General features: G+C 52.3%; 22 protein-coding genes. 11 read left to right on the top strand and 11 right to left on the bottom strand.

Features of this window, described 5'->3' with window-relative positions:
• Positions 1–148 precede the first annotated feature (148 nt).
• The 4 genes from NST23_RS02400 (at position 149) to NST23_RS02415 (ending at position 4,417) form a co-directional block, all read left to right on the top strand.
• On the top strand, positions 149–1,849 hold the full coding sequence (locus tag NST23_RS02400; protein WP_340963046.1) for a YcdB/YcdC domain-containing protein: 1,701 nt from the start codon (positions 149–151) through the stop codon (positions 1,847–1,849).
• Between the two features lie 218 nt (positions 1,850–2,067).
• Positions 2,068–2,235, top strand: a complete 168-nt coding sequence (locus tag NST23_RS02405; RefSeq protein WP_122966651.1) for a cytochrome c oxidase subunit 2A — start codon at positions 2,068–2,070, stop codon at positions 2,233–2,235.
• 24 nt (positions 2,236–2,259) lie between these two features.
• Positions 2,260–2,727 (top strand): cytochrome c oxidase subunit II, encoded by a 468-nt coding sequence (locus tag NST23_RS02410; protein WP_063229376.1) that lies wholly within the window; start codon positions 2,260–2,262, stop codon positions 2,725–2,727.
• A gap of 16 nt (positions 2,728–2,743) precedes the next feature.
• Positions 2,744–4,417, top strand: a complete 1,674-nt coding sequence (locus tag NST23_RS02415; protein ID WP_122966650.1) for a b(o/a)3-type cytochrome-c oxidase subunit 1 — start codon at positions 2,744–2,746, stop codon at positions 4,415–4,417.
• A gap of 230 nt (positions 4,418–4,647) precedes the next feature.
• Here the strand turns inward: NST23_RS02415 and NST23_RS02420 are convergent, their stop codons facing one another.
• The gene (locus NST23_RS02420; RefSeq protein ID WP_173597964.1) at positions 4,648–5,403 is read right to left on the bottom strand and encodes an SDR family NAD(P)-dependent oxidoreductase; all 756 of its coding nucleotides are present in this window, start codon (positions 5,401–5,403) and stop codon (positions 4,648–4,650) included.
• Between the two features lie 134 nt (positions 5,404–5,537).
• Between NST23_RS02420 and NST23_RS02425 the strand changes: the two genes are divergently transcribed.
• On the top strand, positions 5,538–6,170 hold the full coding sequence (locus NST23_RS02425; protein WP_173597965.1) for a nitroreductase family protein: 633 nt from the start codon (positions 5,538–5,540) through the stop codon (positions 6,168–6,170).
• 9 nt (positions 6,171–6,179) lie between these two features.
• Here the strand turns inward: NST23_RS02425 and NST23_RS02430 are convergent, their stop codons facing one another.
• Positions 6,180–8,498, bottom strand: a complete 2,319-nt coding sequence (locus NST23_RS02430) for a transporter substrate-binding protein (RefSeq protein WP_340963049.1) — start codon at positions 8,496–8,498, stop codon at positions 6,180–6,182.
• A 209-nt stretch (positions 8,499–8,707) separates the two neighbouring features.
• Here NST23_RS02430 and NST23_RS02435 point away from each other — a divergent pair, with 209 nt between their 5' ends.
• Both NST23_RS02435 and NST23_RS02440 read left to right on the top strand, forming a co-directional pair.
• Positions 8,708–8,896, top strand: coding sequence for a hypothetical protein (locus tag NST23_RS02435; RefSeq protein WP_287103188.1), 189 nt, complete (start codon positions 8,708–8,710; stop codon positions 8,894–8,896).
• Positions 8,889–10,304, top strand: coding sequence for an amidase (locus NST23_RS02440; protein ID WP_173597967.1), 1,416 nt, complete (start codon positions 8,889–8,891; stop codon positions 10,302–10,304). Before NST23_RS02435 ends, NST23_RS02440 begins: the two co-directional genes overlap by 8 nt.
• A gap of 348 nt (positions 10,305–10,652) precedes the next feature.
• On the opposite strand, the gene NST23_RS02445 is transcribed toward NST23_RS02440, so the two are convergent.
• The 3 genes from NST23_RS02445 to NST23_RS02455 all read right to left on the bottom strand — a co-directional run bounded on the left by NST23_RS02445 (position 10,653) and on the right by NST23_RS02455 (position 14,217).
• Entirely contained in the window at positions 10,653–12,080 is a 1,428-nt protein-coding gene (locus NST23_RS02445; protein ID WP_340963050.1) for an ATP-binding protein, read from the bottom strand.
• Entirely contained in the window at positions 12,067–12,777 is a 711-nt protein-coding gene (locus tag NST23_RS02450; protein WP_122966642.1) for a response regulator transcription factor, read from the bottom strand. Before NST23_RS02450 ends, NST23_RS02445 begins: the two co-directional genes overlap by 14 nt.
• Positions 12,778–12,855: 78 nt before the next feature.
• Positions 12,856–14,217: a VCBS repeat-containing protein gene (locus NST23_RS02455; protein WP_122966641.1), complete on the bottom strand. Its 1,362-nt coding sequence runs from the start codon at positions 14,215–14,217 to the stop codon at positions 12,856–12,858.
• A gap of 225 nt (positions 14,218–14,442) precedes the next feature.
• Here NST23_RS02455 and NST23_RS02460 point away from each other — a divergent pair, with 225 nt between their 5' ends.
• Positions 14,443–15,393: a hypothetical protein gene (locus tag NST23_RS02460; RefSeq protein ID WP_173599925.1), complete on the top strand. Its 951-nt coding sequence runs from the start codon at positions 14,443–14,445 to the stop codon at positions 15,391–15,393.
• Positions 15,394–15,687: 294 nt separating this feature from the next.
• Here the strand turns inward: NST23_RS02460 and NST23_RS02465 are convergent, their stop codons facing one another.
• Entirely contained in the window at positions 15,688–16,476 is a 789-nt protein-coding gene (locus tag NST23_RS02465; RefSeq protein ID WP_217365821.1) for a DUF3800 domain-containing protein, read from the bottom strand.
• Positions 16,477–16,651: 175 nt separating this feature from the next.
• On the opposite strand from NST23_RS02465, the gene NST23_RS02470 reads away from it, so the two are divergent.
• Both NST23_RS02470 and rpmG read left to right on the top strand, forming a co-directional pair.
• Positions 16,652–17,860: a GTP-binding protein gene (locus NST23_RS02470; protein ID WP_328140652.1), complete on the top strand. Its 1,209-nt coding sequence runs from the start codon at positions 16,652–16,654 to the stop codon at positions 17,858–17,860.
• Between the two features lie 22 nt (positions 17,861–17,882).
• On the top strand, positions 17,883–18,032 hold the full coding sequence (gene rpmG / locus NST23_RS02475) for a 50S ribosomal protein L33 (RefSeq protein ID WP_063229390.1): 150 nt from the start codon (positions 17,883–17,885) through the stop codon (positions 18,030–18,032).
• A 187-nt stretch (positions 18,033–18,219) separates the two neighbouring features.
• On the opposite strand, the gene NST23_RS02480 is transcribed toward rpmG, so the two are convergent.
• The gene (locus tag NST23_RS02480; RefSeq protein ID WP_328140653.1) at positions 18,220–19,359 is read right to left on the bottom strand and encodes a glycerate kinase; all 1,140 of its coding nucleotides are present in this window, start codon (positions 19,357–19,359) and stop codon (positions 18,220–18,222) included.
• 117 nt (positions 19,360–19,476) lie between these two features.
• Complete coding sequence (locus NST23_RS02485) at positions 19,477–20,643, bottom strand: cation:proton antiporter (protein WP_122966635.1); 1,167 nt, start codon at positions 20,641–20,643, stop codon at positions 19,477–19,479.
• 298 nt (positions 20,644–20,941) lie between these two features.
• Between NST23_RS02485 and NST23_RS02490 the strand changes: the two genes are divergently transcribed.
• Entirely contained in the window at positions 20,942–21,250 is a 309-nt protein-coding gene (locus NST23_RS02490; RefSeq protein ID WP_063229484.1) for a cupin domain-containing protein, read from the top strand.
• Between the two features lie 166 nt (positions 21,251–21,416).
• Here NST23_RS02490 and NST23_RS02495 read toward each other — a convergent pair whose 3' ends face one another.
• From NST23_RS02495 to NST23_RS02505, 3 genes are all read right to left on the bottom strand, one after another.
• Positions 21,417–21,551, bottom strand: coding sequence for a hypothetical protein (locus NST23_RS02495; protein WP_255679197.1), 135 nt, complete (start codon positions 21,549–21,551; stop codon positions 21,417–21,419).
• Between the two features lie 26 nt (positions 21,552–21,577).
• Positions 21,578–21,859: a hypothetical protein gene (locus NST23_RS02500; RefSeq protein WP_217365341.1), complete on the bottom strand. Its 282-nt coding sequence runs from the start codon at positions 21,857–21,859 to the stop codon at positions 21,578–21,580.
• A 107-nt stretch (positions 21,860–21,966) separates the two neighbouring features.
• A complete protein-coding gene (locus NST23_RS02505) occupies positions 21,967–22,380 on the bottom strand; it encodes an Lrp/AsnC family transcriptional regulator (protein ID WP_063229395.1) in 414 nt (137 codons plus the stop codon).
• Positions 22,381–22,420 lie beyond the last annotated feature (40 nt).

The raw sequence follows: 22,420 nt of genomic DNA on the forward strand, positions 1-22,420 counted from the left end.
TGCTTTCATCACGTCCTTGCAGCTGTTTGAGGGCGTGTTTTTTTATTCCGAAGATTTTGGACAGGAATGGAATATTATGTAACCATGTGCCCGTTCGTCTCGTCATTACTTATGTGTAAAAATAATCCAGTTACTTTGGAGGCGCGAGATGAAAAGAATCAATCAGTCGGTCATGACGATTGTGGCGGCATGCTTGCTGGCTGCAACGCCAATGTGGACGGAAACTTCGCGGGCAGAAGCAGCCAATATAGCAAAAGAACAACAGGCGAAAAAGAGTGAAATTTCAAAAGAAGTGCAAAGCTCGTTGGACAAGCTGTTCGAGCAGATGCCGGAATTAAAGACACTTCGCCTGGAAGAGAAGTTTTTGAAAGAGAGCAACTTCCGCGACTACCCGAATCCGGTCTGGAACGTGATGCTGACAAACAGGCCAGAGACAGGGGCAGAAAAAAATCGCACCGAATATGCGACTGCCTCGATTGAACTGGATGCGCAGACAGGGCGACTGCTTTTCCTGGATATTCGCAATCCGGACTGGGCGTCAGCCAATTATCCGGACGAAAAGCTGGCACGCGAAAAAGCGGACGAATTTCTGCACAAATGGCTCGGAAAAGAAACCAGTTCTCTGAAACAGTCGCAGGCAATGGGCAGAGGGAAGGCCGGAAGGGGGAGCGGAGAAACAGGCAAAATGATCGAGTGGGCGAGGTCGAGCGTCTATTACCAAACCCTGATCAATGAGATTCCGCTGAACGACTACTCTCTCGTTGTATCTGTTGACCATGCCGGACATATTGTTCGCTACGACGCTTACCGCCAAATTCAGCCTGACGAGGCCAAGTGGCCCGCCCCAGAAAAAGCGATCTCGCCGGACAAAGCGAAGCAGCTGTATCAGGAGCAGTTGAAAATGCAGCTGGAGTACGTTGCTGAACAACCGACAGCGTATGCCGGGCCGGGAAGACCGTCCGAGAAAAAGCCGATGCTGATTTATCAGGCTAACGAGCCATTCGGAATTGACGCCGTGACAGGCAAGGTAGTGGGAGAGGACAAAATACCGGAGCAACAAAGCGTGCGAGTGAAAGGCGGAGGGAAGTCTGTCAAAATCGCATCCAAAGCAGAGGGCGAGCAATGGCTGAAGGAGCAGTTTGGCATTGATGTCGCAGGTGCTGACTTTGAATACGATGATCATAAGGAAAACTTGACGGATGGACTTCAGCAAATCGAATCGTATCATTGGTTGAACTTTTCCGGCAAGAGTGCCTCGTCCTTTGACAGCATTTCGCTTACGACTGACGCTGTGAGTGACCGCCTGATCGGTTTCAATCTGCATTTGCCGGACGGACGGAAACAGGGGAAGACAATCAGCATTGAGGAAGCAAAGAAAAAGGCGATTGCAGCATTGGAACCGTATGTTGATCCATCGCTTGCCGAGCTGACGCTTTTCGTGCGAACGGATGAAGCGGAAATCCCCGATTGGGTAGACAAGAGCAAGCTGCACAAACAGGACGAACCTCAGGAGTATTCGTTCCACTTCCAGGGCAAACGCGACGGGATTCCTGTGTCAGACGAATTTTATGGAGTGGAGATAAACAAGGAGACGGGGGCGATCGCAGGGCTGAACCTTCATCCGATCCAGCCGGGCATCGTTTTGCCAGACGCGGGCAAGATCGTGAGCGAGCAAGAAGCCAAAGAAGCGTATCAGCAGGAAGTAGAGCTGGAACTGAACTATTACTGGGACCAATACGAAGGACAGCGGGCGCCTGAACCACAGTTGATCTACCAGACGAAAGAGAAGAACAGCTACCGCTTTATTGACGCCACTACGGGAAAAATCATTACAGTCAAATATCGCTAAACGTGCCCCAAAGCCGATTGCTCTTGCAGCAGTCGGCTTTTTTGTCGAAAATGTGGCGGATATTATGTCGGAATTGTGTCGTGAATGAGTCAGAATGGGGATTTTCCCGGACCATTTTAGGGGATTTCCCCGAATTACTTCCAACTGGTCCCAAGGGTAGAATGAAGGCGTGATAGATGTGATGCGCCTGCGCGGCACACAGAAAGGAGAAAAGTGCGATGGAGACGCAAATCGACAAATTGGAGCAAAACAAAAAGTCAAAAGAAAAAAAGACACAACCAGAGAAAGAAGAGCTCAAAGGAACGTTTGCTGCTGTGCTAATTGTGGGAGGCATCATTCTCGTTGGCTGGCTAGGTGTATTCGGGCTTTTCCTGGAACGGGCGTAATAGAGGAAGAGAAGGAGGATACGTATGCATTTGCACCGTTATGAAAAAATATGGCTGATGCTTGGTGCAGGCGGATTGGCGCTGTTTATCGTGTTGTTGTGTGTCAACGCGTTTGCGATGGGGATGGCTCCGCCAAGCAATATGGAAATGATCGATCCGGAAAAAGTGATGGAGACTCCTCCCTTTGATAAACCAGGCTTGAAGCAAGTGGGAGACAAGGAGTACGACGCCTACATGACGGCGTTTGCCTTTGGTTTCTCACCGACAAAGATGGAGGTTCCGGCGGGCTCCACCATCAATTTTCATGTAACAAGTCCGGACGTTGTTCACGGATTCCAGATTCCGGAAACAAACATCAACTTCATGGTTTTGCCAGGGCACATCAGCTCGGCTACCCATACGTTTGACAAGCCAGGTGAATACCTGATCCTTTGCAACGAATACTGTGGCGCAGGCCATCAGGTGATGGCAACCACAATTATTGTGAAATAAAGGTAGGTGAACCTTAATGGTCATCGCAAGAAAATTGGATGAAGCAATTCCTCACACTCCGATACAGCGTTCTGCAGCCACACTGAGTCTGGCTTATGTCTGGGTGGCGTATGCGGCTTTTGGGCTGGCAGCATTGGCAGGTATGCTCCAAGGGATGGTTCGCGGCGGTATTATTGAACTGCCAAGCTGGACGAACTACTATCAAATTTTAACGGCTCATGGCGTATTGATGGCACTCATTTTTACCACGTTCTTTATCGTCGGCTTTATTTTCTCAGGTGTTGCCCGAACGACAGGCGGCTCCTTGCACGGAGCAGCGCTGAAATTTGGTTGGGCAGGCTGGATTCTCATGGTGACGGGAACGCTGATGGCGGTCGTCACGATCGTGATGAACGAAGCTTCGGTCTTGTACACGTTTTACGCACCGTTAAAAGCTTCTCCATACTTTTACATCGGTTCGGCCCTGCTCGTCGTGGGCAGTTGGCTGGCTGGCTTCGGGGTTTTTGCCAGCTATCGCAAATGGAAAAAAGAAAATCCGGGTAAAATGTCTCCGCTGTTCGTGTTCATGGGAGTTACCACATACGTCATGTGGATTATCGCTACTCTCCCGGTAGCTGTAGAGGTACTGTTCCAACTCATTCCGTGGTCACTCGGACTGGTGCCGACGATCAATATCATGCTCAGCCGTACGCTGTTCTGGTTTTTCGGCCACCCACTTGTGTACTTCTGGCTGATGCCTGCTTACATGGCTTGGTATGTATGCATCCCGCGAATTATCGGCGGACATGTGTTCAGTGATTCGTTAAGCCGTCTTGCGTTCATCTGTCTGTTGCTGTTCTCGATTCCGGTCGGCTTCCACCACCAGTTGATGGAGCCGGGAATTTCCGCAGGCTGGAAAATGATTCACGTTGTATTGACCTTGATTGTCGTTATTCCTTCGCTGATGACCGCCTTCTCGATGTTCGCTGTCTTCGAGACGACGGGACGCAAAAAAGGCGGAAGCGGCCTGTTCGGCTGGCTCAAAAAATTGCCTTGGACTGACGTTCGCTTCTTCGCTCCATTTGTCGGAATGCTGTTCTTCATTCCTGGGGGAGCGGGCGGAATCATTAACGCAAGTAACCAGATCAACGCGGTTATTCACAATACGATTTGGGTAACGGGACACTTTCACATCACGGTCGGGGCGGCAGTTGCCCTCACGTTCTTCGGAGTCAGCTTCTGGCTGATCCCTGCCTTGACCGGACGCAAACTGACCAAAATAGCCAACCGGATGGGTATGGTGCAAACGGTATTCTGGGCTGTCGGGATGTTTCTGATGTCGCTTGCGATGCATACGATGGGGCTGCAAGGAGCGCCGCGCCGCACAGACTATACGACGTACATGGATCATCCGACCGCTCTCGGCTGGATGGACTACCAACGCGTCATGGCTTTTGGTGGAGGACTGCTGTTTGTGTCGGCGGTTCTGCTGATCCTCATTTTGCTGTACTTGACGTTCTACGCGCCAAAAGGCAATACGGAATATCCGATTGCCGAAACCGAAACGAAGCAAGAAGTTCCCCGCATTTTGGAGCGTTGGCCTGTATGGGTCGGACTGGTTGCATTCCTGATCATTCTGGCCTACGGTTACCCGATTATGGAGCAAATCCAGCATCAGGCGCCAGGCTCGCCTCCGTTCCGAACCTGGTAGTGATACAAAGGCAAAGACAAAGAGCCGCTTCCCGTGCAGGGGGGCGGCTCTTTTTTGCTTATTTACCAATATCCAAGGGCGGCGAACTCAGTGAAGGCGAGAATCAAATAACCGATCGCCAACAGCCAGAGGGCAAGCAGCCTGAGGTCTTCCTCTTCAAAAGACATCGAACTCCTCCTTTATCTCTTGTTACCCACAAAGTATTCAGGAGGAGGGGCATTGGTTTAGCTTTATGGCTCGTAAATCATTTTGCGCGTCATGCCTCCATCGATGACAAGCTCTGTGCCGGTAATGAAGTCGTTGTCCTTGCTCGTCAAGAAGAGGCAGGCACGAGCGATATCGTCGGGAGTGCCGACCCGTCCCGCCGGGTGCTGCGCATGATCCTGCGGGCGCAGGGCGGAGTAATCGCCATTTTCGATCCAGCCCGGTGATATGGCGTTCACGCGTATTCCGTCAGGTCCAAGCGACACGCCCAAAGCGTGGGTGAGTGCGAGAATGCCTCCTTTGGAAGCGGCGTATGCCTCGGAGTGCGGCTCGGACATATGCGCTCTTGTAGAAGCGAGGTTGACGATGGCGCCGCCGCCGTTGCGACGCATGATTTTGGCTGCTTCCCGCGAAGCGAGAAAGACGCTGCGCAGGTTGGTGTTCAAGATGCGATCCCATGCGTCGACAGCCAAGTCGTAAGGCGATTCCCAGACGGACAGGCCAGCGTTGTTGATCAGCACATCGAGACGCCCCAAGCGGGAGTCGACTGTTTGCATCAGTTGCTCGATCTGCTCGGGCGAGCTTACGTCTGTTTGGACAAATAAAGCCGTTCCGGGAGTATCTCGGGCAGCGTTTATTTTTTCGACAGCAGCTTCGCCTGCTGCGGGATTTTGCTCCGCGATGACGACGTGAGCGCCGTGAGCTGCGTACATGGAGGCGACAGCCAAACCGATGCCTTGACCGCCGCCAGTGACGATGACAATGTTATCCGTGTATTTCAAACGAAGCGCCTCCAAACAATAGGGGATGAAAAGCGGTAAAGTGTAAGAAAAAATGATTGAATAATGTTTGTAACTATATTAAAGTAAGTTATATATTTCAACAAGGGTATTTCAATACTGAGAGGAGAATGAGTATGAACACAGAATTGAAAATGACCGCTGAACAGGTGATGGAAGCACGCCACAGCGTACGCAAATACGATCCGAATGCAACGATTCCCCAAGGAGAGCTGAATGAAATTTTGCGTCTCGCAGCCAGCGCTCCGTCTTCCTGGAATTTGCAACATTGGCGTTTTCTCGTCGTAACCGACCCGGCGATCAAGGAAAAGCTGCTGCCAATCGCTTACGGTCAGCAGCAGGTTGTGGATGCTTACGCGACCATCATCATCCTGGGCGATTTGGAAGCAAACAAGTCCGCCTATACGATTTATGACGCCGCGCTGGAAAAAGGCTACGTCACCCAGGAAGTACGCGACACCTTGATCGGACAAATCGAAGGGGCTTACAAAAACAACCCTGAGATCGCCCGTGACGAGGCCATCCGCAACTCTTCCTATGCCGCTATGCAGCTCATGCTGGCAGCAAAAGCAAAAGGCTATGACACATGCCCAATGGGCGGATACAACCGCGATGCGCTGATCAAAGAGCTGAACATCCCATCGCGTTATTTGCCGACATTGATGCTCACCATCGGAACAGCGAGTGTGCAGGCGTACCCAACTGCCCGCTTCGGACTGGATGAACTCGTGATCACGAACAGCTTCTAAATGTTTACTTTAGCGTTCCCAGGCTGCCGGATTTTCCGGCAGTTTTTTTGTGCTTTCTTTTATTTTTCGATACAAGGTGCTGCGGGCGATACCGAGCATTTGCGCGGCTGCTTCCACGTTGGGCGATTTTTGCAGGGCTTCTTCGATCACTTTTTGCTCCAGCTTTTTCAAGGAAAAAGGAGAAGCGGACGGCAGGGGAACATCTTCGCGAATCTGGCTGGGCAAGTGTTCCGGGCGAATCGGTTCGCCTGCTCTTTTGGCTAACAAAAAAGCCCGTTCCACGACATTGCGCAGCTCGCGTACATTTCCCGGCCACTGGTAGCCTAAGAGGGCATTCCAGGCTGCCTTTTCGATGAGATGTGGCCCGTTGCCGTAAAGGGCACACAAGTCGTGCAGGAATTGCTGGGCGAGCTGCCGGATATCTTCGCTGCGCTCGCGCAGCGGCGGAATGGTGATGGACAGCACGTTCAGACGGTAAAACAAATCAGCCCGGAACGTATCGCCATTCGCCACAGCTTGCAGCAGATTGCGGTTGGTGGCGGCGATGATGCGGACGTTTATGGCTCGTTCCTTTGTATCGCCAAGGCGGACGATCTTTCTCGATTCGATGACGCGAAGCAGGACAGCCTGCAAATCAAGCGGCATGTCGCCAATTTCGTCGAGAAAAATCGTTCCGTTGTTGGCCGCCTCAAATTTGCCGATCGCCCCGCCCTTTTTTGCTCCTGTAAATGCCCCGTCGACAAACCCGAACAGCTCGCTGGCGATCAAATCCCGCGGCAGCGAGGCTGCGTTTATCGCAAGAAAAGGACCGTGGCGGCGCTCGCTTTCCCGGTGAATCGCTTCGGCCAAAACTTCCTTGCCTGTTCCCGTTTCGCCCAAAATAAGCACATTGGCTTGCGATTCCGCCGCCAGACGAGCGACATTCAGCTCCGCTTGGTAGCCGGGATGGGATGTTCGCACGCGGCCAAAGGAAGCGGCAGGACTGGCAAGCTGAACGGTGGGTGTCGCTCTTGCTTTCGCTTTCAACAAGTAAAAAAGATAAGGCGCTTGCTCGGAGCATGTCACCTCATAGCGGGAAGAGAGGTCAGCCCAGTTGTTTTTTGCCACCGTTTGACCAGGGGAGAGCTGCGTCAAAGCAGATGCCTGCTCGCTCATGTAGACGATCAAGCCGTCCATGGTGGCCACGATAAGCGCTTCGTCGCTGATCCGGCTCCAACCGTTCAAGACCGTTTCAGGCAAAGCGCCAGGAAGCTTCGTATCTGTCAGGAAGGGAGCAGGCGAGATGCTGCGCTTGGAATCCCACACGATCTCGAATTGTCCGTTGGGGAGCGATTTGCCGATTTTGACGGGTCTGGACAGATGGCGATCAGAGGTGTCCAGCGCCATCGGGCCGCATACGGTCGGGAATGTGCGGCCCTTGATCTGCTTCACAATGTCCCGGTGGCTAATGCTTTTTGTGTCCAGCAAGCTTTCCAGGATGAGCTTGGTTCCCAGGTACGTGTTGTACATGACAGAGGAAATTGGGCGCTTTTCCCCGAGAAACCGCTGGAAAGTAGCGATGAACGCTTTGTTGTCCTCGCCAGGCAGCGACTGAAAATAGCTGGCGGAGCTGTAATGACCCGCGCGGTATGGCGTGCCGATTGCAGCCAGTTCCGTCTCTTTTGTGATCGGACTGAAAATAGGGATCTTTTTTCGCGGAGCCGCCATGCGGTGAAAATCCCGGTAAAAGGGCGCGATGCTTTTCCCGACCAGCGTGGAAAAGACGGCATCCGGCTGTTCTTCGGCGATATCGGACAAGACATCGTGAAAATGCTGGTGTCCGAACGGCACGTAATGCTCTTTTACGACTGTGCCATTGTGTTGCGCCAAAAAGGAATGCACCTGCCGATGCGTTTCGCGCGGATAGTAGTAATCAGTGCCGATGCAGTAGACGCGCTTGCCGTAATGGCTGGTCATATAGTCCAGCAGCGTATGAATTTGCTGGTTCGGCAGCTCCCCGGTGTAGATGACGTTTGGGTGGCACTCCTTCCCCTCGTATAACGTCGGATAAACAAGCAGGCAATGGTATGCTTCCAGCACAGGGAGGATGGCTTGGCGGCAGGTCGACGTGTAGCAGCCTACGAAGATGCGAACTCCTTGCCGGGCCAGCTTTTCCGCTGCTTGTGCCCCTTTTCGCGGATCGGAGCCAATATCCGCTATGACAGCTTCGACTTGGCAGGAAGCGCGATTATATTCCTCGATGGCGAACCTGGCAGCATCGCATTGCCCTTTTTCGGTGAGCGAGGTAGTTCCCGTCAAGGAAAAAAGCAAGCCGATTTGGATGCGCACAATATCCCCTCGTTTCATGTCTTGATTTGCGAAAACCAGTCTCAAAATGAGAAAGAGCGTGTTTGCCGCGAGTTTTGTATAGAAAAATCAGAAAATTGCGCGTGGAAATCTGTTAATGAAACAGATTCTTCGCGGCAAATGCTTGTCCTGCCTCTGTTTTTGATTGGCATAAGAGTTGCGATAGGAAAAGCGCAAAAGGAAGGAGGGGAATGGCTTTGAAATTGTTCATTCTCGATAGTCTGGAAACAAAAGGCGTGAGGGTGCCCAAGGAGCATCTCGATGAATTGGAGATGAGATGGCGGGGGATCGTCAGTTTGAAGCAAGAGACAGAAGCGGCTTTGCTGGATGATCACGATATCGCATTGCGAAATATCCCGGGGGGTGACCATCTTGAGTAAAGAGTTGATCGGCAAGTCGGCAGAAGAGCTGGCTGGCCTGCTGGAAAAGCGGGACGTCTCCTCGCTGGAACTGACGAGGGCTGTTTTGGATCACGCCGAAGCGTTGAATCCGACGATCAATGCGTATTTGTCCATTACGAGAGAAGCGGCTGAGAAAGCGGCCGCAAAAGCAGATGCGGAGATTGCTTCCGGCGGGTATCGCGGGATGTATCACGGGATTCCAATGGGGATCAAGGACAACTTGTACTTTCAAAATGAAGTGACGACGATGGCATCGAAAATTCATCAGCATTTTGTTCCGGATTACGATGCGACGATTATTGCCAAGCTGCGGGAAGCCGGGGCTGTCTTTACCGGAAAGCTGAACATGCATGAATACGCGTGGGGGATTACGAACAACAATCCGCATTACGGCGCGTGCCGGAACCCGTGGAACCCGGATAAAATCCCAGGCGGTTCAAGCGGCGGCTCGGGGGCAGCAGTGGCAGCGGATATGTGCGTCGCTTCGCTTGGCACGGATACGGCTGGCTCCATTCGCATTCCGTCTTCTGCTTGCGGGATTGTCGGGTTGAAGCCGACGCACGGCAGGGTAAGCAAATACGGCTGCTTTCCGCTCTCCTGGTCGCTTGACCATATCGGCCCGATGACGAAAACAGTGAAGGATGCGGCAGGCTTGCTGGAAATCATTGCAGGCTACGATCCAAACGATCCGACATCTGTAAATGCGCCTGTTGCTACATACACGGCTGAGTTGACTGGCGATGTGAGCAAGCTGGTGATCGGGGTGAACGAGGACTATTTCTTCAAGCAGGTGGATACGGAAGTGGAGCGGCTGGTGAGGAAGGCGATCCAGGCACTCGCAGATCAAGGCGCCAGAGTGGAGGTGGTCGAGATTCCGGCACTTGCCTACGCGGAGTACGCAGAGATGATTACGATTTTGTCAGAGGCCGCTACCATCCATCATCGCAATTTGCTGAAGCGGCCGGACGACTTTGGCAGCGATATCCGCCTGTTGTTTGAGCTGGGAGAGCTTCCGTCTGCGGTCGAATACTTGCAGGCGCAGCAGCTTCGCCGCCAAATCAAGCGCGACTTCCGCAAGGCTTTTGAAAAGGTGAATGTGATCATCGCCCCGACTTTGCCGATCGTTGCGCCTAATATCGGAGAGGCGTTCGCTGACTTGAATGGTGAGCAGGTCGACTTGATCAATCAGATCATTCGCTTTACCGGGCCGAGCAATCTCACCGGACTGCCCGCTTTGACGGTTCCGTGTGGGCTGAAGAACGGAATGCCGGTAGGCTTGCAAATCATTGGTCCAGCTCTGCAAGAAGGGCTGGTGCTGAATGTGGGCTACGCGGTGGAGCAGACGAATCCGTTGCAAGGCAAAAAACCGGAGCTGGTGCGAGTGTAGCGTGTAACTGTAAACACCAAGGAAAATGGCACAGGGAACGAGCGGAACAGGCAGCGCATGTGCATGTGCCAAGGCAAGCAAGGAAAAAGGCAGCGGCTGTCCCGGACAGGAAAAAGTCATGGGACAGCGCTGCCTTTTTGTATGGTATAAACACGTGTTTTATTAGCGATGCATGTGCCTGGCGATATCGGACAGCTTTTTGCTGCGCAACCTTCGCATTCAAGCAGGCTGCGCTGTTCGGACAGCTTTTGGGAGCGAGAGTGCAGTTGCAGGTGGAATCAAAACCGATCGGCGAGGCAAAACCTCTGTGCCGGGTGTGTACGTCGAGGAAGTAAGTGATTGCCGTTTTCACTCCGTTCGTTCCACCGTCGGCGCGCTTCCGGCAAGGGGAGGGGCCAGAGGCAAATCAACCATGATGGAAGTGCCACGCCCTTGTTCGCTGCTGACCAGGAATCGACCTGTGTGGAGTTGAATGATCTCCTTGCAGATCGCAAGCCCCAGGCCGCTTCCAGACAGCTTGGAGGTGCCTTTGAAAAACTTTTCCGTGACATGCGGCAAATCGTTCGGATGGATGCCCTCTCCGCTATCCGTTACGGTGACCGTCAGCCTGTCTTCCGAGGCCGTTGCCGCTACGCATATCGTGCCGCCTTTTGGCGTGAATTTGAAGGCGTTGTCCAGCAGATTGACAAACACTTGCTTCAACCTGTTTGGATCGCCCATGACGATCAGCGGAGAAGCGGGCAGGTCGAGTTGAAAATCGATTTGCTTCTCCTGGGAGCGGATGGCGAATTGCACATGCATATCGTCCAAAATCTCGCGCAAGTCCATCCGTTCGCGGGAAAGCTTCATCTCGCCGGACTGAAACTTGGAAAAGTCGAGCAGTTCTTCTACCAGGCCGATGAGCCGATCCGTTTCCTTGGAGATGACTTCAAGGCCGAGCATCGTTTCCTCCGGCTCCTCCAAGCCGCCAGAAATGAGCGTTTCCCCCCAGCCCTTTATCGAAGTGAGCGGCGTGCGCAGCTCGTGGGAGACGGAGGAGATAAAGTCGTTTTTCAGCTTCTCGTTTTTGCCGATCTCCGCTGCCATGTAGTTGAATGTATCGGCGAGCGTTCCTACCTCGTCATCGTAGCGTTTGGGGGCGCGAGCGGTGAAATTGCCCTCGGCCATTTGCTTCGCGGCGTTGGTCAGCTCTTCGATCGGGTCGACGATTCGTTTTGCCATGAGCAGGCTGAGAGCAAAAGCCAGCAAAACTACGCCCGCCCCAACACTCAGTCCGTAGAGGGCAATGCGATTAACCGCCTGATATAAAGGCTCGGCGGAGATCGTGTAGCGCAGCACCCCGACGTATTCAGAAGCAAACGTGAGCGGATTGGAGATGGCAATTACCCGCTCGCGGGATTGCGGGCTTCTGCCGACAAACAGTCCTTTTTGCCCGCGAATGGCATCTGTGACGTCGGAAGTCTGGATCAGCTCTCCTGTCTGGAACCCGTAAGAGTTGAGGATGACTTTGCCATTCAGGTCGAGAACCTCGATTTTGGCATACTCTTGACTGGAGATGTTCTCCAAAATATAACGAGCTTTATCCTTCAGGCGGTAGCCGGTAGCGTATTTGTTGATAAAATTGGTGAACGTCGTGCTGCGTGTTTCCAATGCTTCGGTCGCTGTCCCGAAGTAGTAAGTGTGGACAGCCCAATAAAACAAGCCTTCCAGCAACAACACAATCAAAAGCAGGATCATGCCGAAGTAGAGGACAAGCCTGCTTTTAATTCCTTTCATGAGGAGCATCCTTTCGCCACAGGTACCCGTATCCCCAAACTGTTTCCAGGAAAGTCGGGTGAGCAGGATCATCCTCGATTTTTTGCCGGATTCTCCGCATGTTCACGTCGACGATCTTCAAGTCGCCGACGAAAAATTGGCCCCAGACGTTGGTCAAAATCTCATCGCGGCTGATTGCTTTGTTCGCGTTCTCGGCCAACAGCTTGATAATCGCGAACTCTTTCGGGGTCAGGACAATTTCCTGGTCCTTTTTCGTCAGCTTCCGCTCATCGAGCAGCAAGGTGAACGGGGCAATATCAATGACGTTTTTGTCTTCAACAGCTGCGGGAACAGGAGCGAGCCTGCGGTGCAGCGCCTTGACGCGAGCCAACAGCTCTGCGGGACTGAACGGCTTGGACACATAGTCGTCGGCGCCGAACTCCAGCCCCATTACTTTGTCCAGCTCCTGACTTTTGGCGGTGAGCATGATGATGCCCAGCCGCGGATATTTTTTGCGCAGATGCCCGCATACTTCAAAGCCGTCGATGCCAGGCAGCATGACGTCGAGAATGGCAATCTCGATATCGGTATTGGCGTCTGCGATCTCCAGTGCTTCTTCTCCGGTGGCTGCCTCGATGACTTCCCAGCCTTCGCGTTTCAGATTGATGCGCACAAAATCGCGGATCGATTTTTCATCTTCCAGCAATAAAACCTTCATAAGGCAAATCCCCTTGATCTGATTTCGACTTTTTCAGCTATCCATAGACGATGGACGGGTAAACAGCGCTGGCCTTTATCACGGAATGGATAAAGGCTTGTAGAGCTGGCGTATTTCGTCGGCAGTGAGCTGCATGGCACGGTACTCCTGCATGGCAGACTTGCCGAGGTTAGGTGCTGCTTGCGGCAGAATCGCGATCAAAACTTGCTTGCCCTCTTCTTTCAGCAGGACGTAAGGAACTTGCTTCTGCTTGAGTCCGTTCTCGAATTTGCTCCACTCGGTTTGTGGAACGCTTTGGAGAGTCAAAAGCTCGGCTTTATTTTTCCCGTTTTCTCCGTAGTAGAAAAAGCGCATCGTGAACGAATTGGAGCTGGGGAGGGTCGCGAGTGAGTATTTGTCCCGCCATTTATCGGGAATTTTCAGATCGATGCCCTGGGCAAAGTTCTGGTAGTGATCCTCCACGTGTTTCAGCCCCGTTTTTCCATCCCATTGAAAGTAGGAGGAAATCCAAGGAATTTCGGCCATCGCCATATCTTCCGTCCCAAGCGGCTGAATCATCGTGCCGACCTCAATAATTCCATCCCCGTTAATATCCTCACTGTACAAAGAATAAGCCTTGAAGGTCAAATCCATTTCTCCCTCTACTTTAGCCAGCGGATTGCGCAGCTCGCCATTTTCCCAGAGCAGCAGGTCGGTGGCAGAGGAATGTGCGCCGACACCCGATTCGATAAACAGCGCATTGCGCGTAGGCGATGCTTTGCCGATAATCGCCTGTTCGTATCCGTTTACGTAGCCGTCGAGCGCGATCTCAGTCAGTTTGGTAATTTTCCCGTCTTTTGCGCCGAACAGCTCTGCTTTGGAGGTGAAGTTGGTGTGATCGTGCATGACCAGGGCAAGCTCGGGTTGTTGATCTCCGTTCAGGTCGCCAACCGCCATTACCGAATACGACTGTTTCATCAGTTCCTGGGTCTTGTCATCGGCGATCGAAAAGACGGACAGTTCTTTGTTCAAGCCGTCACCGCCGCCCAGTCCTATCAGCATCTCCGGGATATGGTCGCCAGTCAGGTCGTTGAACGAAACGTAGTCCAGCTCATTGCCGATCCCGGTAAAAGAAGTCAGCTTTTGCCAGTTTCCCTGCTTTTGGGTCAGCACCAGCACGCCGATCTCGTAGTCGGTTTTATCTGACTTGTAAAACGCGACAACCTCGGGAGCCCCGTCTCCGTTCAAATCTTGCAGGGAGACAGCGCTTGCTTCCGCAGGGTGCAGGGGGACCGCCAGTTGAGAACCGGCAGGCAAAAATTGCATGACGGCCTGATTGATCGATTTCTGGTCGCCGTCAGCCGAAGGGGCGCGCATCAATTCATTTGGAGTATCTGTCAGGCCGCAACCGCTCAACAAGGCAGCGCAGAATGCCGCAGACAAGAGCCAAGCCTTTTTCATTGTGATTGTTCCTTTCTGTAGCTGCTTCACATTTGACTCTATTGTAGCTTGCCGCTTCTGTAAAGTTGTTGCAAATCGGTAAAAACGAGCAAGAAAACTTAGGAATTATTTACTAGCAACATTTACCCTGTCCCCCTCGTTAGAGATGTATAGAGGGAAGGAAATACACGGGTGTAACAATCTGGCAAGAAATAGCATGCCCATTTACAGAGGAGGAGAACAATTATGAAACGATGGCAAAAGGCAATGGCAGCGATCGCATGTAGCGGCGCGATTCTCATCGCATCAGGAGTGGGAGCCGATCCGGTTCATGCGAGCACTTTCCAGACGCAGGCATATGCTCCGGTAGTCCTGCTCCAGCCTGGGCAAGATATCCCGTTTTCCGTTCAGTTTACCGCTGGATTTCAGGCGAAGGTGACCAACTTGCGCACAAAAGCGGTCACGACAATTGATTTGTCCGCGAACAAGACGAAGTATATGGACAAAGGGATTTATCAAGCGGACGGAAAGCTGCTGAGGACGATGGACGGGTTTACGCAAAAGCTGGTTGAACTCGTGCCTTTCCGCGACGCCAAAGGCAACCTGCGCTGGATGGGCAAACAGATTATGTGGGGATTCAACAACGAGGATTACGTTGCAGTGGCGACCAGCGTGTGGAATGTCGTTGACAACAAGCCGCAACTGCTGTCACTGACGGTGGAAAAAGCGGACGAAGACAACTTGCCATCGCAAGAAGTCTCGATTAATAGCGGCTTTAGCATGCGGGGCGACAGTACATATGTACTGGATACCAAGTATGCCGATGTAACGGGCGATGGGGTAAAAGACCAGATTCTTTTGATCGGAGACAAAATGGGCTTCTCCATGAACCAGACAGCGAAAAATTTGCGGCTGGTCGTGCGGGAAGGAAAAGATCATCAACAGACGATCATCCCCGTGGGCAAACGCGATCAAGGATTGCTGCCAAAATTGGCGATCGCGGATGGCAATCAGGATCAGGTGAAGGACATTTTGGTTACCATGCCTACGGCTGCAGGCAATGTGTACAGTCAGATCACTTGGAAAGAGAACCGTCCTCGTCCGGTTGTGGAGCAGGATCAGTTGAACAATCGCACTGTATACCAGCCGGTAATGGGCGTGCATGGAGAAGCTGTTGCGATGAAAAGACTGCGCTAAAGCGACTGGCGCAAGGAGAAGAGCAAATCCTCTTCTCCTTGCTTGTTCATGAGCCTTGACAAAAAAAGGAACCAGGCATACAATAGAAATCGAGGGATTTGCTCGCACGTTGTGTACGACTAAATCCACATGAAATTAAGGCATTCTGTGCGTAGCTCAGTTTTTGATCTATGAACAGAGTGTCTTAATTTGTTTTGGGCATAAAAGCGCCGGATTGTGGATAGGGTAGGAACAGGTCGCACGTTGTGTACGACCGAAAAGAGGAGTTCGCACGTTGGGTGCGTTCTCCTCTTTTTATTTATACTCCCATGTGATGATCTTGGATTTCAGGTGCCTGGTGTAAAGAGCGAAGAGGGTCTCCTGGTGCCGTTTGCGCGGAGGAAAGCCGTAGATCGCCCGAAAATAAACGGAAGTGATGAAGTTGATCATGTCGGCAAGCTGGATCAGGTTTGCGTTTGTATCATGCGACAATTTGATTTGAAGGTCCGGGTACACCCGGCGATTTGCCGGATTTCGCAAGGCGTCACGAAAATGGTTGAGTTCGCTAGGCTTGCCGTCGTCACAGATGATGAAGGCGTAAGAATCGGAATGACTCATCTCGTTTGAGAGGCACTTCACGAGTTCCGTATACGCATGAAGGTGCATCCGGTTATGATTCGTCTCTTTTGCCTTGGCCTGATAAAGCGGCTTGTTGACAAGGGCCGCCACCACTTTTACCTCGGCAGCTTTCACCAGAGACAGCAATTCATCAACGACCCGGAAGCGTTGTGCATCTGACAAATTATAGTAAAAATTTTCGCCATCAATAAACGCTTTTCCGTGTATCTCGAACTTTTTGAAGAAATCGATGTGCGGAAATTGCTCGGCGGGTATCCCGTGGATGGCTGCTTTTATGTCTTTTTCCAGGTTGTCTTTTATTTTCTGCACTTCACGGTGCAAGTGGATTTGGTGATGGATCGGAACAAGTACGCCTGCATAGCAGAGTACCGGCTGGTTTTTCATATCGTTGAAGCCGTTGTTTCCTGACTCATCCGTGTAAAACCCGTATAAAGTCACATTTGCTCCTACTTTCGACTGCGACATAGTTCGATTATACCAAATAAAGGAACAGAAAGAGGACGTGTTTTGGGCCGTGGGGAGTTCGTTAAATCGTAATTATTTCGTTTTGTGTTGACATGACGACTTCGGTTGGTTTAGTATGATTCATAAATCGTAATGATTACGTTTTGTTAAACGAACAGACAAAGGAGAGCAACTGATGAACGATACAAGAATCCCGGTAACAGTGTTGAGCGGCTACTTGGGAGCAGGGAAGACGACATTGCTCAATCACGTTTTGAACAACCGGGACGGATTGCGCGTCGCCGTCATTGTCAACGACCTTAGCGAAGTGAACGTGGATGGGGCTTTGGTAGCGCAAGGGGGAGGCATTTCCCGCGTGGATGAAAAGGTCGTGGAGATGTCGAACGGCTGCATTTGCTGCACTTTGCGGGAAGATTTGCTGACAGAAGTGGAGCGGTTGGCGCTCGAAGGACGGTATGACTACATACTGATCGAATCGACAGGGATCGGCGAGCCTGTTCCGGTCGCGCAAACGTTCACATATGTTGATGAGGAGAACGGGATTAATTTGTCGCTGTTGACCCGGTTGGACACGATGGTGACAGTGGTGGATGCCTACCGTTTCTGGCATGACTTTTCCTCGGGGGAAAGCTTGTTGGACAGGGATCAGGCTGTGGGCGAGGACGATACGCGAGAAGTGGTCGATTTGCTGGTGGATCAGATTGAGTTTTGCGACGTGCTGATCTTGAACAAGTGCGATCGCGTAGCTCCCGAGGATTTGGAGCAGTTGGAAGCTGTGCTGAGAAAATTGCAGCCAAAGGCGCGCTTGATTCGCTCCGTACGCGGTCAGGTCGATCCACACGAGATTTTGAATACAGGCTTGTTTGATTTCGAAGCTGCCAGCCAATCGGCGGGCTGGATTGCGGAGCTGCAAAAAGAGGAGCATACCCCGGAGACTGACGAGTACGGGATTTCTTCGTTTGTCTACCGCGCGCGCCGACCTTTTCACCCGGAACGATTTGGCGAATGGCTTGCGCAATGGCCGGAAGAGGTCGTGCGAGCCAAAGGTTTTTTCTGGCTGGCAACGCGAAATGATCTGGCGATGACGCTCAGTCAGGCAGGGCCGTCCATTGAAGTGGGAACAGCCGGGTACTGGACGGCAGCGCTGCCGCCAGAGGAACAGCAGGCGGTGCTTGCAGAAGAGACGGATTGGCAGCACAATTGGGACCCGAATCACGGCGACAGGATGACAGAGGTGGTGTTCATCGGCATTGGGCTGGATCAGACAGCGGTGACAGAGCAACTCGATGCCTGTCTCTTGACGGACGAGGAATACGAGTCGGACTGGGGTATGCTCCCTGATCCGTTGCCTACAGCCAGCACCGTCGTAGAGATGTCGATGTAAAAGGAAAAAGGAGGAGCGTCACATGCGCGTAAACATTACTTTGCAGTGTACGGAAACAGGAGATCGAAACTACATCACGACCAAAAACAAAAGAACGCATCCAGAGCGGCTGGAGCTGAAAAAATATTCGCCTCGCCTGAAACGCCATACGCTGCACCGGGAGACGAAGTAAACAAAGCGGTCATGACCGTTTTGTTGACCGCAAGCGGCCACATCCCATTTCATGAAAAAAAGCCCTTTCTCATGCTGCGAAAATCAGGTCAGTTCCGGACCGATCCTTCGCAGGCGAGGGAGGGCTTTTTTGCTGAAGGATGGAAGGAAGTTGCAAACAGTGTGAACCAGCCACGGGCCGGACGGTTTCAGCCGTTTTTGCCCAAGGCGTAGACGCGCATGACTTGCTCAGCGGCTTGCTCCAGCAGGGAAGCGCCATTCTGCATGGCTTCATCCAGCGTCATCGGCTTGTTGGTGATTCCGATGACAGCGGTAACGCCTTTTTCGTACAAAGCTTCTATGCCTTCCCCGACAGAGCCTGCCAGCACGATGACAGGAATGCCGAATTGCTGTGCGAGCTGTGCTACGCCGCATGGTGTCTTGCCTTGCGCTGTTTGAAAATCGACCTGGCCTTCTCCGCTGATGACGAGATCGGCTCCGTCCATGGCGAGAGCGAGCCGAGTCGTTTCCATGACGATCTGAATCCCGGATTGCAGCTTGCCGCCGAGAAAAGCCAAAAGCGCCCCTGCCACGCCGCCTGCCGCTCCTGTCCCGGGCAAGTCGTGAATGGCGGTGCCAGTCGTTTGTTTGATCACGTCGGCAAAATGCCGCAAATGCTCGTCCAGTGCGAGAACCATTTGCGGGGTGGCGCCTTTTTGCGGGCCAAATACGCGGGAAGCACCGTTAGGGCCGACAAACGGATTGTCGACATCGCAGGCGATGACAAATTGGCACGCATCAAGCCGTTTGTCTTTGTCGCTGTCGTCGATATGCGATAGCCGCGAAAGCTCGCCGCCGCTAAAAGCAAGCGGCTGATTGTTTGCATCGAGCAGCCTGTAGCCCAACGCTTGCAGCATTCCGGCACCGCCATCGTTAGTCGCGCTGCCGCCGAGTCCGAGAATAAAGCGTCGGCACCCGTGATCGAGTCCCGCCAAAATCAGTTGGCCGAAGCCGTATGTAGTAGTGAGCAGCGGATTGCGTTCGTCTTTGGCGATGAGATACAGACCAGATGCTGAGGCAAGCTCGATGACGCAGGTCACGCCGTCGCCAAGAATGCCGAACTGGGCTGCAATCGTGCGTCCGAGCGGGTCCATGGCCTGCGCAGTCAAAACTGTGCCATTGGTGGCATCAACGAGGCACTGCATGGTTCCTTCGCCGCCGTCTGCCATGGGCGAGACGATAACTTCGGCTTGGGGGCAGGCGCGTTGTACCCCTGCGCGAATCGCTTCACCTGCTTGCTTGGCCGTGAGACTTCCTTTGAAAGAATCGGGAGCGATGACGACTTTCATGCGGGACACCCTCCTTTTTTCTTCATGATAAGCCGAAACGACTCGCCAAAGAAACGTCTGCCGATGAAAAAAGCTGCCCCGGCGTCGCGTGACGCGGAGCAGCCTGTTTTTTTGTCGTTACGCATTCTTTTTCATCAACAGCTTTTCTTCCTGTCCGTCCTTGTCGGCAAAAAACCACTTCATCATCGGCGGGGTAACAATCGTCGTCAAAAGAACAACGACGATCAAGACGGCAAACATATCGTCTGTCAGCAGATTGTTTTCCAACCCGATGGCGGCGATAATCAGCGCCACTTCGCCCCGCGATACCATGGCCGCTCCGATTGCCATTGAATTTTTCCAGGGGAACCCGGTCATTTTGGCGCCAAGGGCACCGCCAACGAGCTTGGAGACAATGGCGATGACACTCAAGATGACGATCAGCCACAGATTTTCCACAATACCGGAAAACTGCGCAGTTACCCCGATCGAGGTGAAAAAGACCGGAACGAATACCGCGTAGCTGATCGTTTCCACCTTGTGCGTAACTTCTTCCTTGTACGTGGTCAGGCTGATTGCCACACCAGCGATATAGGAGCCGATGATCGCGGCTACACCTGTATACTCGGCAAAGTAGGCAAACAGGAAACAAATAATCAGGGCGGCGGAAATGACGGATTCGGTTACTTGCAACGGCGCGAATTTACGCAGAACCCATGGAACCACTTTCCACGACAGGAGAATGACGACGGCGAAAAACGCGACCTTTTTCAAAACGACCATTCCCAGGTTGACGTCGCCGCCCGCAAAGCTCATCAAAAAGGCGAGGGCCAAAATGACAAGAACGTCGTCAATCACAGCAGCACCCATGATGGTCGCGCCTTCCCTGGATTTTAGCTTGCCCAGTTCTTTCAGCGTTTGGACGGAAATACTCACGCTGGTTGCGGAGAGCAAGAGTCCCAAGAAGACTGATTCGATCGACGATAGTCCCATTGTGATTCCGGCTACATACCCGAGAGCCAGAGGGGCGATGATGCCTGCCACACCTACACTGGTCGAGGATTTGGCGGTGCGCTTGAACTCGTCTATATCGGTTTCCAGACCGGCGATGAACATGAGCAGGATGACCCCGATCTGGCTGATTTCTTTCAAAATTTCCGTGTCAGTGACAAGCCCGAGAACAGTGGGGCCGAGGACGATACCGATGAGCAACTTCCCCAAAACGGACGGCTGTCCCAGGCGCACACTGATGTCTCCGGCGATTTTGGAGGCGATCAAGATGACAGCCAGCTGAAAAATAAGCATGTGGTTTCCCCCTTTATCTTTTTGAAAAAAACAAAAAGAGCCCGTAATCAAGGGGTTTTTCTTTTTGTCCGCTGAAAAAAGACAAAAAGAACCCTATGATGACAGGCTCCTCCATAAACGAAACGAATATTCATTTGCAATACGATTACATTTTAACATAACGGGGAGAAAAAGTAAAGAAACAGTGGCAGCAAGACTGCGGGCATGTCATCATGGAAAGTAAAAAACAGGGGGAAAGTCAGTGGCGGAACAGGCAAACGATACGCTAAAAGTGAGCAAGCACAATGCCGAGCATTACATGTGGGGCGACAATTGCGACGGTTGGCATCTGGTCAAAGGCCAGGATTTGAGCGTCATTTTTGAGCGAATGCCAGCCAATACGGCGGAGGTGCGCCATTATCATGAGCGTTCCCGGCAATTTTTTTTCGTGCTCTGTGGACAGGCCGTACTTGAAGTAGAAGGCGTTCGGTATGAGATTGGCGTCCAGGAAGGGGTAGAAGTACCTCCGGGGGCCAAGCATCAGATGAAAAACGAGAGTAGCGCAGACGTGGAATTTCTGGTCATTTCCCAGCCGACAACGCGAGGCGACCGCATTCATACCAAGTAACACAAGTGGTCATGACCAAGCGCTCCTTTTTTTTGAAGGACAAGATGCTGCTGCATGCGGGCACATCTGCGTTTACGAAATACGCCGAGGTTTTTTCCGCAGAAAAAGACCTGACTGTCGCAGGACGGCCAGGTCTTTTTGTATCGTTGCCCACTAGCGGACATGTTTATTTCCAGTTAACGAAATCGGACATTTGTGCGAATGCGTCTGCCAAAGCGTGCAAGCTTTCTCCGGTTTGGTAAGCGAAGATAGGCAAACCGACAACGAACAACAAAACTTCTCCGATATATTTGGCGATCATAAGATCTACCTCCTTTTGGATGTGGTTCAAGCCGTGCGATCCAAAAAAAGGGAGCTGTATGTATCCTTGTCGCCATTCGCGTGCTGAATCCGCCGAATGATGCGGAAGCGCAGCGGTTGCCTTGCTGCCATCGGATAAGTTTCAACCGAGCAAGGATTGATGGAGGGTTGATAGCTGTCACTCGTGCTCCAACGAAAAGCCTGCAATTGCGGGTGGTCACAACGTCTCAGGCAAAAGCCGGAGGTGAAGCAACCCACAAAGAGGGCGAGCAAGGCGAAGAAATCATCCAGTGAAAACAGCAGCAGCATATCTTCCACGGCGATCCTCCTCCTTTCGTATCCATCATTCTACTCCTGTTCACATATTCCAGCAACCCTAAAAAGCAGGGGGATTGATTCCATTGCCAATGATCCGATTATTTGATTTTGCCGATAGACAGGTTGACGCGATAGTTGCCGAAGGGCAGGAGATCATCCAAAAAGCGGTTGAGGGCGGACTGGTCAGGGACGTTGATTTTCATCGTATAACAGCCTTCTCCGCTGATGCGATGCGCTTCGAGAACTTCGCTGCGGGAGGCGACGAAGCGAGTAAAGCTCGTATGATCGGTCGTCTTCATGAACATGGTGACCATGGCAGTGAGGGACGGAGCCAGCTTTGTTTCATCCACGAGTGTAGTGTAGCCGGTAATAATACCCTGTTCCTCCATGCGGCGAATGCGGTTGCCGACGGCTTGTCCGCTCAAATGCACCTGTTCTCCGATGTCTTTCCATAAAAGGCGGCTGTTTTGGCGCAGCAAAGCCAAAATGGCGGTGTCGGTTTGGTCTGGCATGGAAATCTCCTTTCACGGTGAAAGTGGGGCGCTGTATTTG

Source organism: Brevibacillus sp. FSL K6-0770 (assembly GCF_038000275.1).
Classification (GTDB): domain Bacteria; phylum Bacillota; class Bacilli; order Brevibacillales; family Brevibacillaceae; genus Brevibacillus; species Brevibacillus parabrevis.

What these genes read in the sequence shown, in the direction of transcription:
- NST23_RS02400 (WP_340963046.1), top strand. Translation starts at nt 149, where the DNA reads ATGAAAAGAATCAATCAGTCGGTCATGACGATTGTGGCGGCATGCTTG.
- NST23_RS02405 (WP_122966651.1), top strand. Translation starts at nt 2,068, where the DNA reads ATGGAGACGCAAATCGACAAATTGGAGCAAAACAAAAAGTCAAAAGAA.
- NST23_RS02410 (WP_063229376.1), top strand. Translation starts at nt 2,260, where the DNA reads ATGCATTTGCACCGTTATGAAAAAATATGGCTGATGCTTGGTGCAGGC.
- NST23_RS02415 (WP_122966650.1), top strand. Translation starts at nt 2,744, where the DNA reads ATGGTCATCGCAAGAAAATTGGATGAAGCAATTCCTCACACTCCGATA.
- NST23_RS02425 (WP_173597965.1), top strand. Translation starts at nt 5,538, where the DNA reads ATGAACACAGAATTGAAAATGACCGCTGAACAGGTGATGGAAGCACGC.
- NST23_RS02435 (WP_287103188.1), top strand. Translation starts at nt 8,708, where the DNA reads ATGGCTTTGAAATTGTTCATTCTCGATAGTCTGGAAACAAAAGGCGTG.
- NST23_RS02445 (WP_340963050.1), bottom strand. Translation starts at nt 12,080, where the DNA reads ATGAAAGGAATTAAAAGCAGGCTTGTCCTCTACTTCGGCATGATCCTG.
- NST23_RS02450 (WP_122966642.1), bottom strand. Translation starts at nt 12,777, where the DNA reads ATGAAGGTTTTATTGCTGGAAGATGAAAAATCGATCCGCGATTTTGTG.
- NST23_RS02455 (WP_122966641.1), bottom strand. Translation starts at nt 14,217, where the DNA reads ATGAAAAAGGCTTGGCTCTTGTCTGCGGCATTCTGCGCTGCCTTGTTG.
- NST23_RS02460 (WP_173599925.1), top strand. Translation starts at nt 14,443, where the DNA reads ATGAAACGATGGCAAAAGGCAATGGCAGCGATCGCATGTAGCGGCGCG.
- NST23_RS02465 (WP_217365821.1), bottom strand. Translation starts at nt 16,476, where the DNA reads ATGTCGCAGTCGAAAGTAGGAGCAAATGTGACTTTATACGGGTTTTAC.
- NST23_RS02470 (WP_328140652.1), top strand. Translation starts at nt 16,652, where the DNA reads ATGAACGATACAAGAATCCCGGTAACAGTGTTGAGCGGCTACTTGGGA.
- rpmG (WP_063229390.1), top strand. Translation starts at nt 17,883, where the DNA reads ATGCGCGTAAACATTACTTTGCAGTGTACGGAAACAGGAGATCGAAAC.
- NST23_RS02480 (WP_328140653.1), bottom strand. Translation starts at nt 19,359, where the DNA reads ATGAAAGTCGTCATCGCTCCCGATTCTTTCAAAGGAAGTCTCACGGCC.
- NST23_RS02485 (WP_122966635.1), bottom strand. Translation starts at nt 20,643, where the DNA reads ATGCTTATTTTTCAGCTGGCTGTCATCTTGATCGCCTCCAAAATCGCC.
- NST23_RS02490 (WP_063229484.1), top strand. Translation starts at nt 20,942, where the DNA reads ATGTGGGGCGACAATTGCGACGGTTGGCATCTGGTCAAAGGCCAGGAT.
- NST23_RS02495 (WP_255679197.1), bottom strand. Translation starts at nt 21,551, where the DNA reads ATGATCGCCAAATATATCGGAGAAGTTTTGTTGTTCGTTGTCGGTTTG.
- NST23_RS02500 (WP_217365341.1), bottom strand. Translation starts at nt 21,859, where the DNA reads ATGCTGCTGCTGTTTTCACTGGATGATTTCTTCGCCTTGCTCGCCCTC.
- NST23_RS02505 (WP_063229395.1), bottom strand. Translation starts at nt 22,380, where the DNA reads ATGCCAGACCAAACCGACACCGCCATTTTGGCTTTGCTGCGCCAAAAC.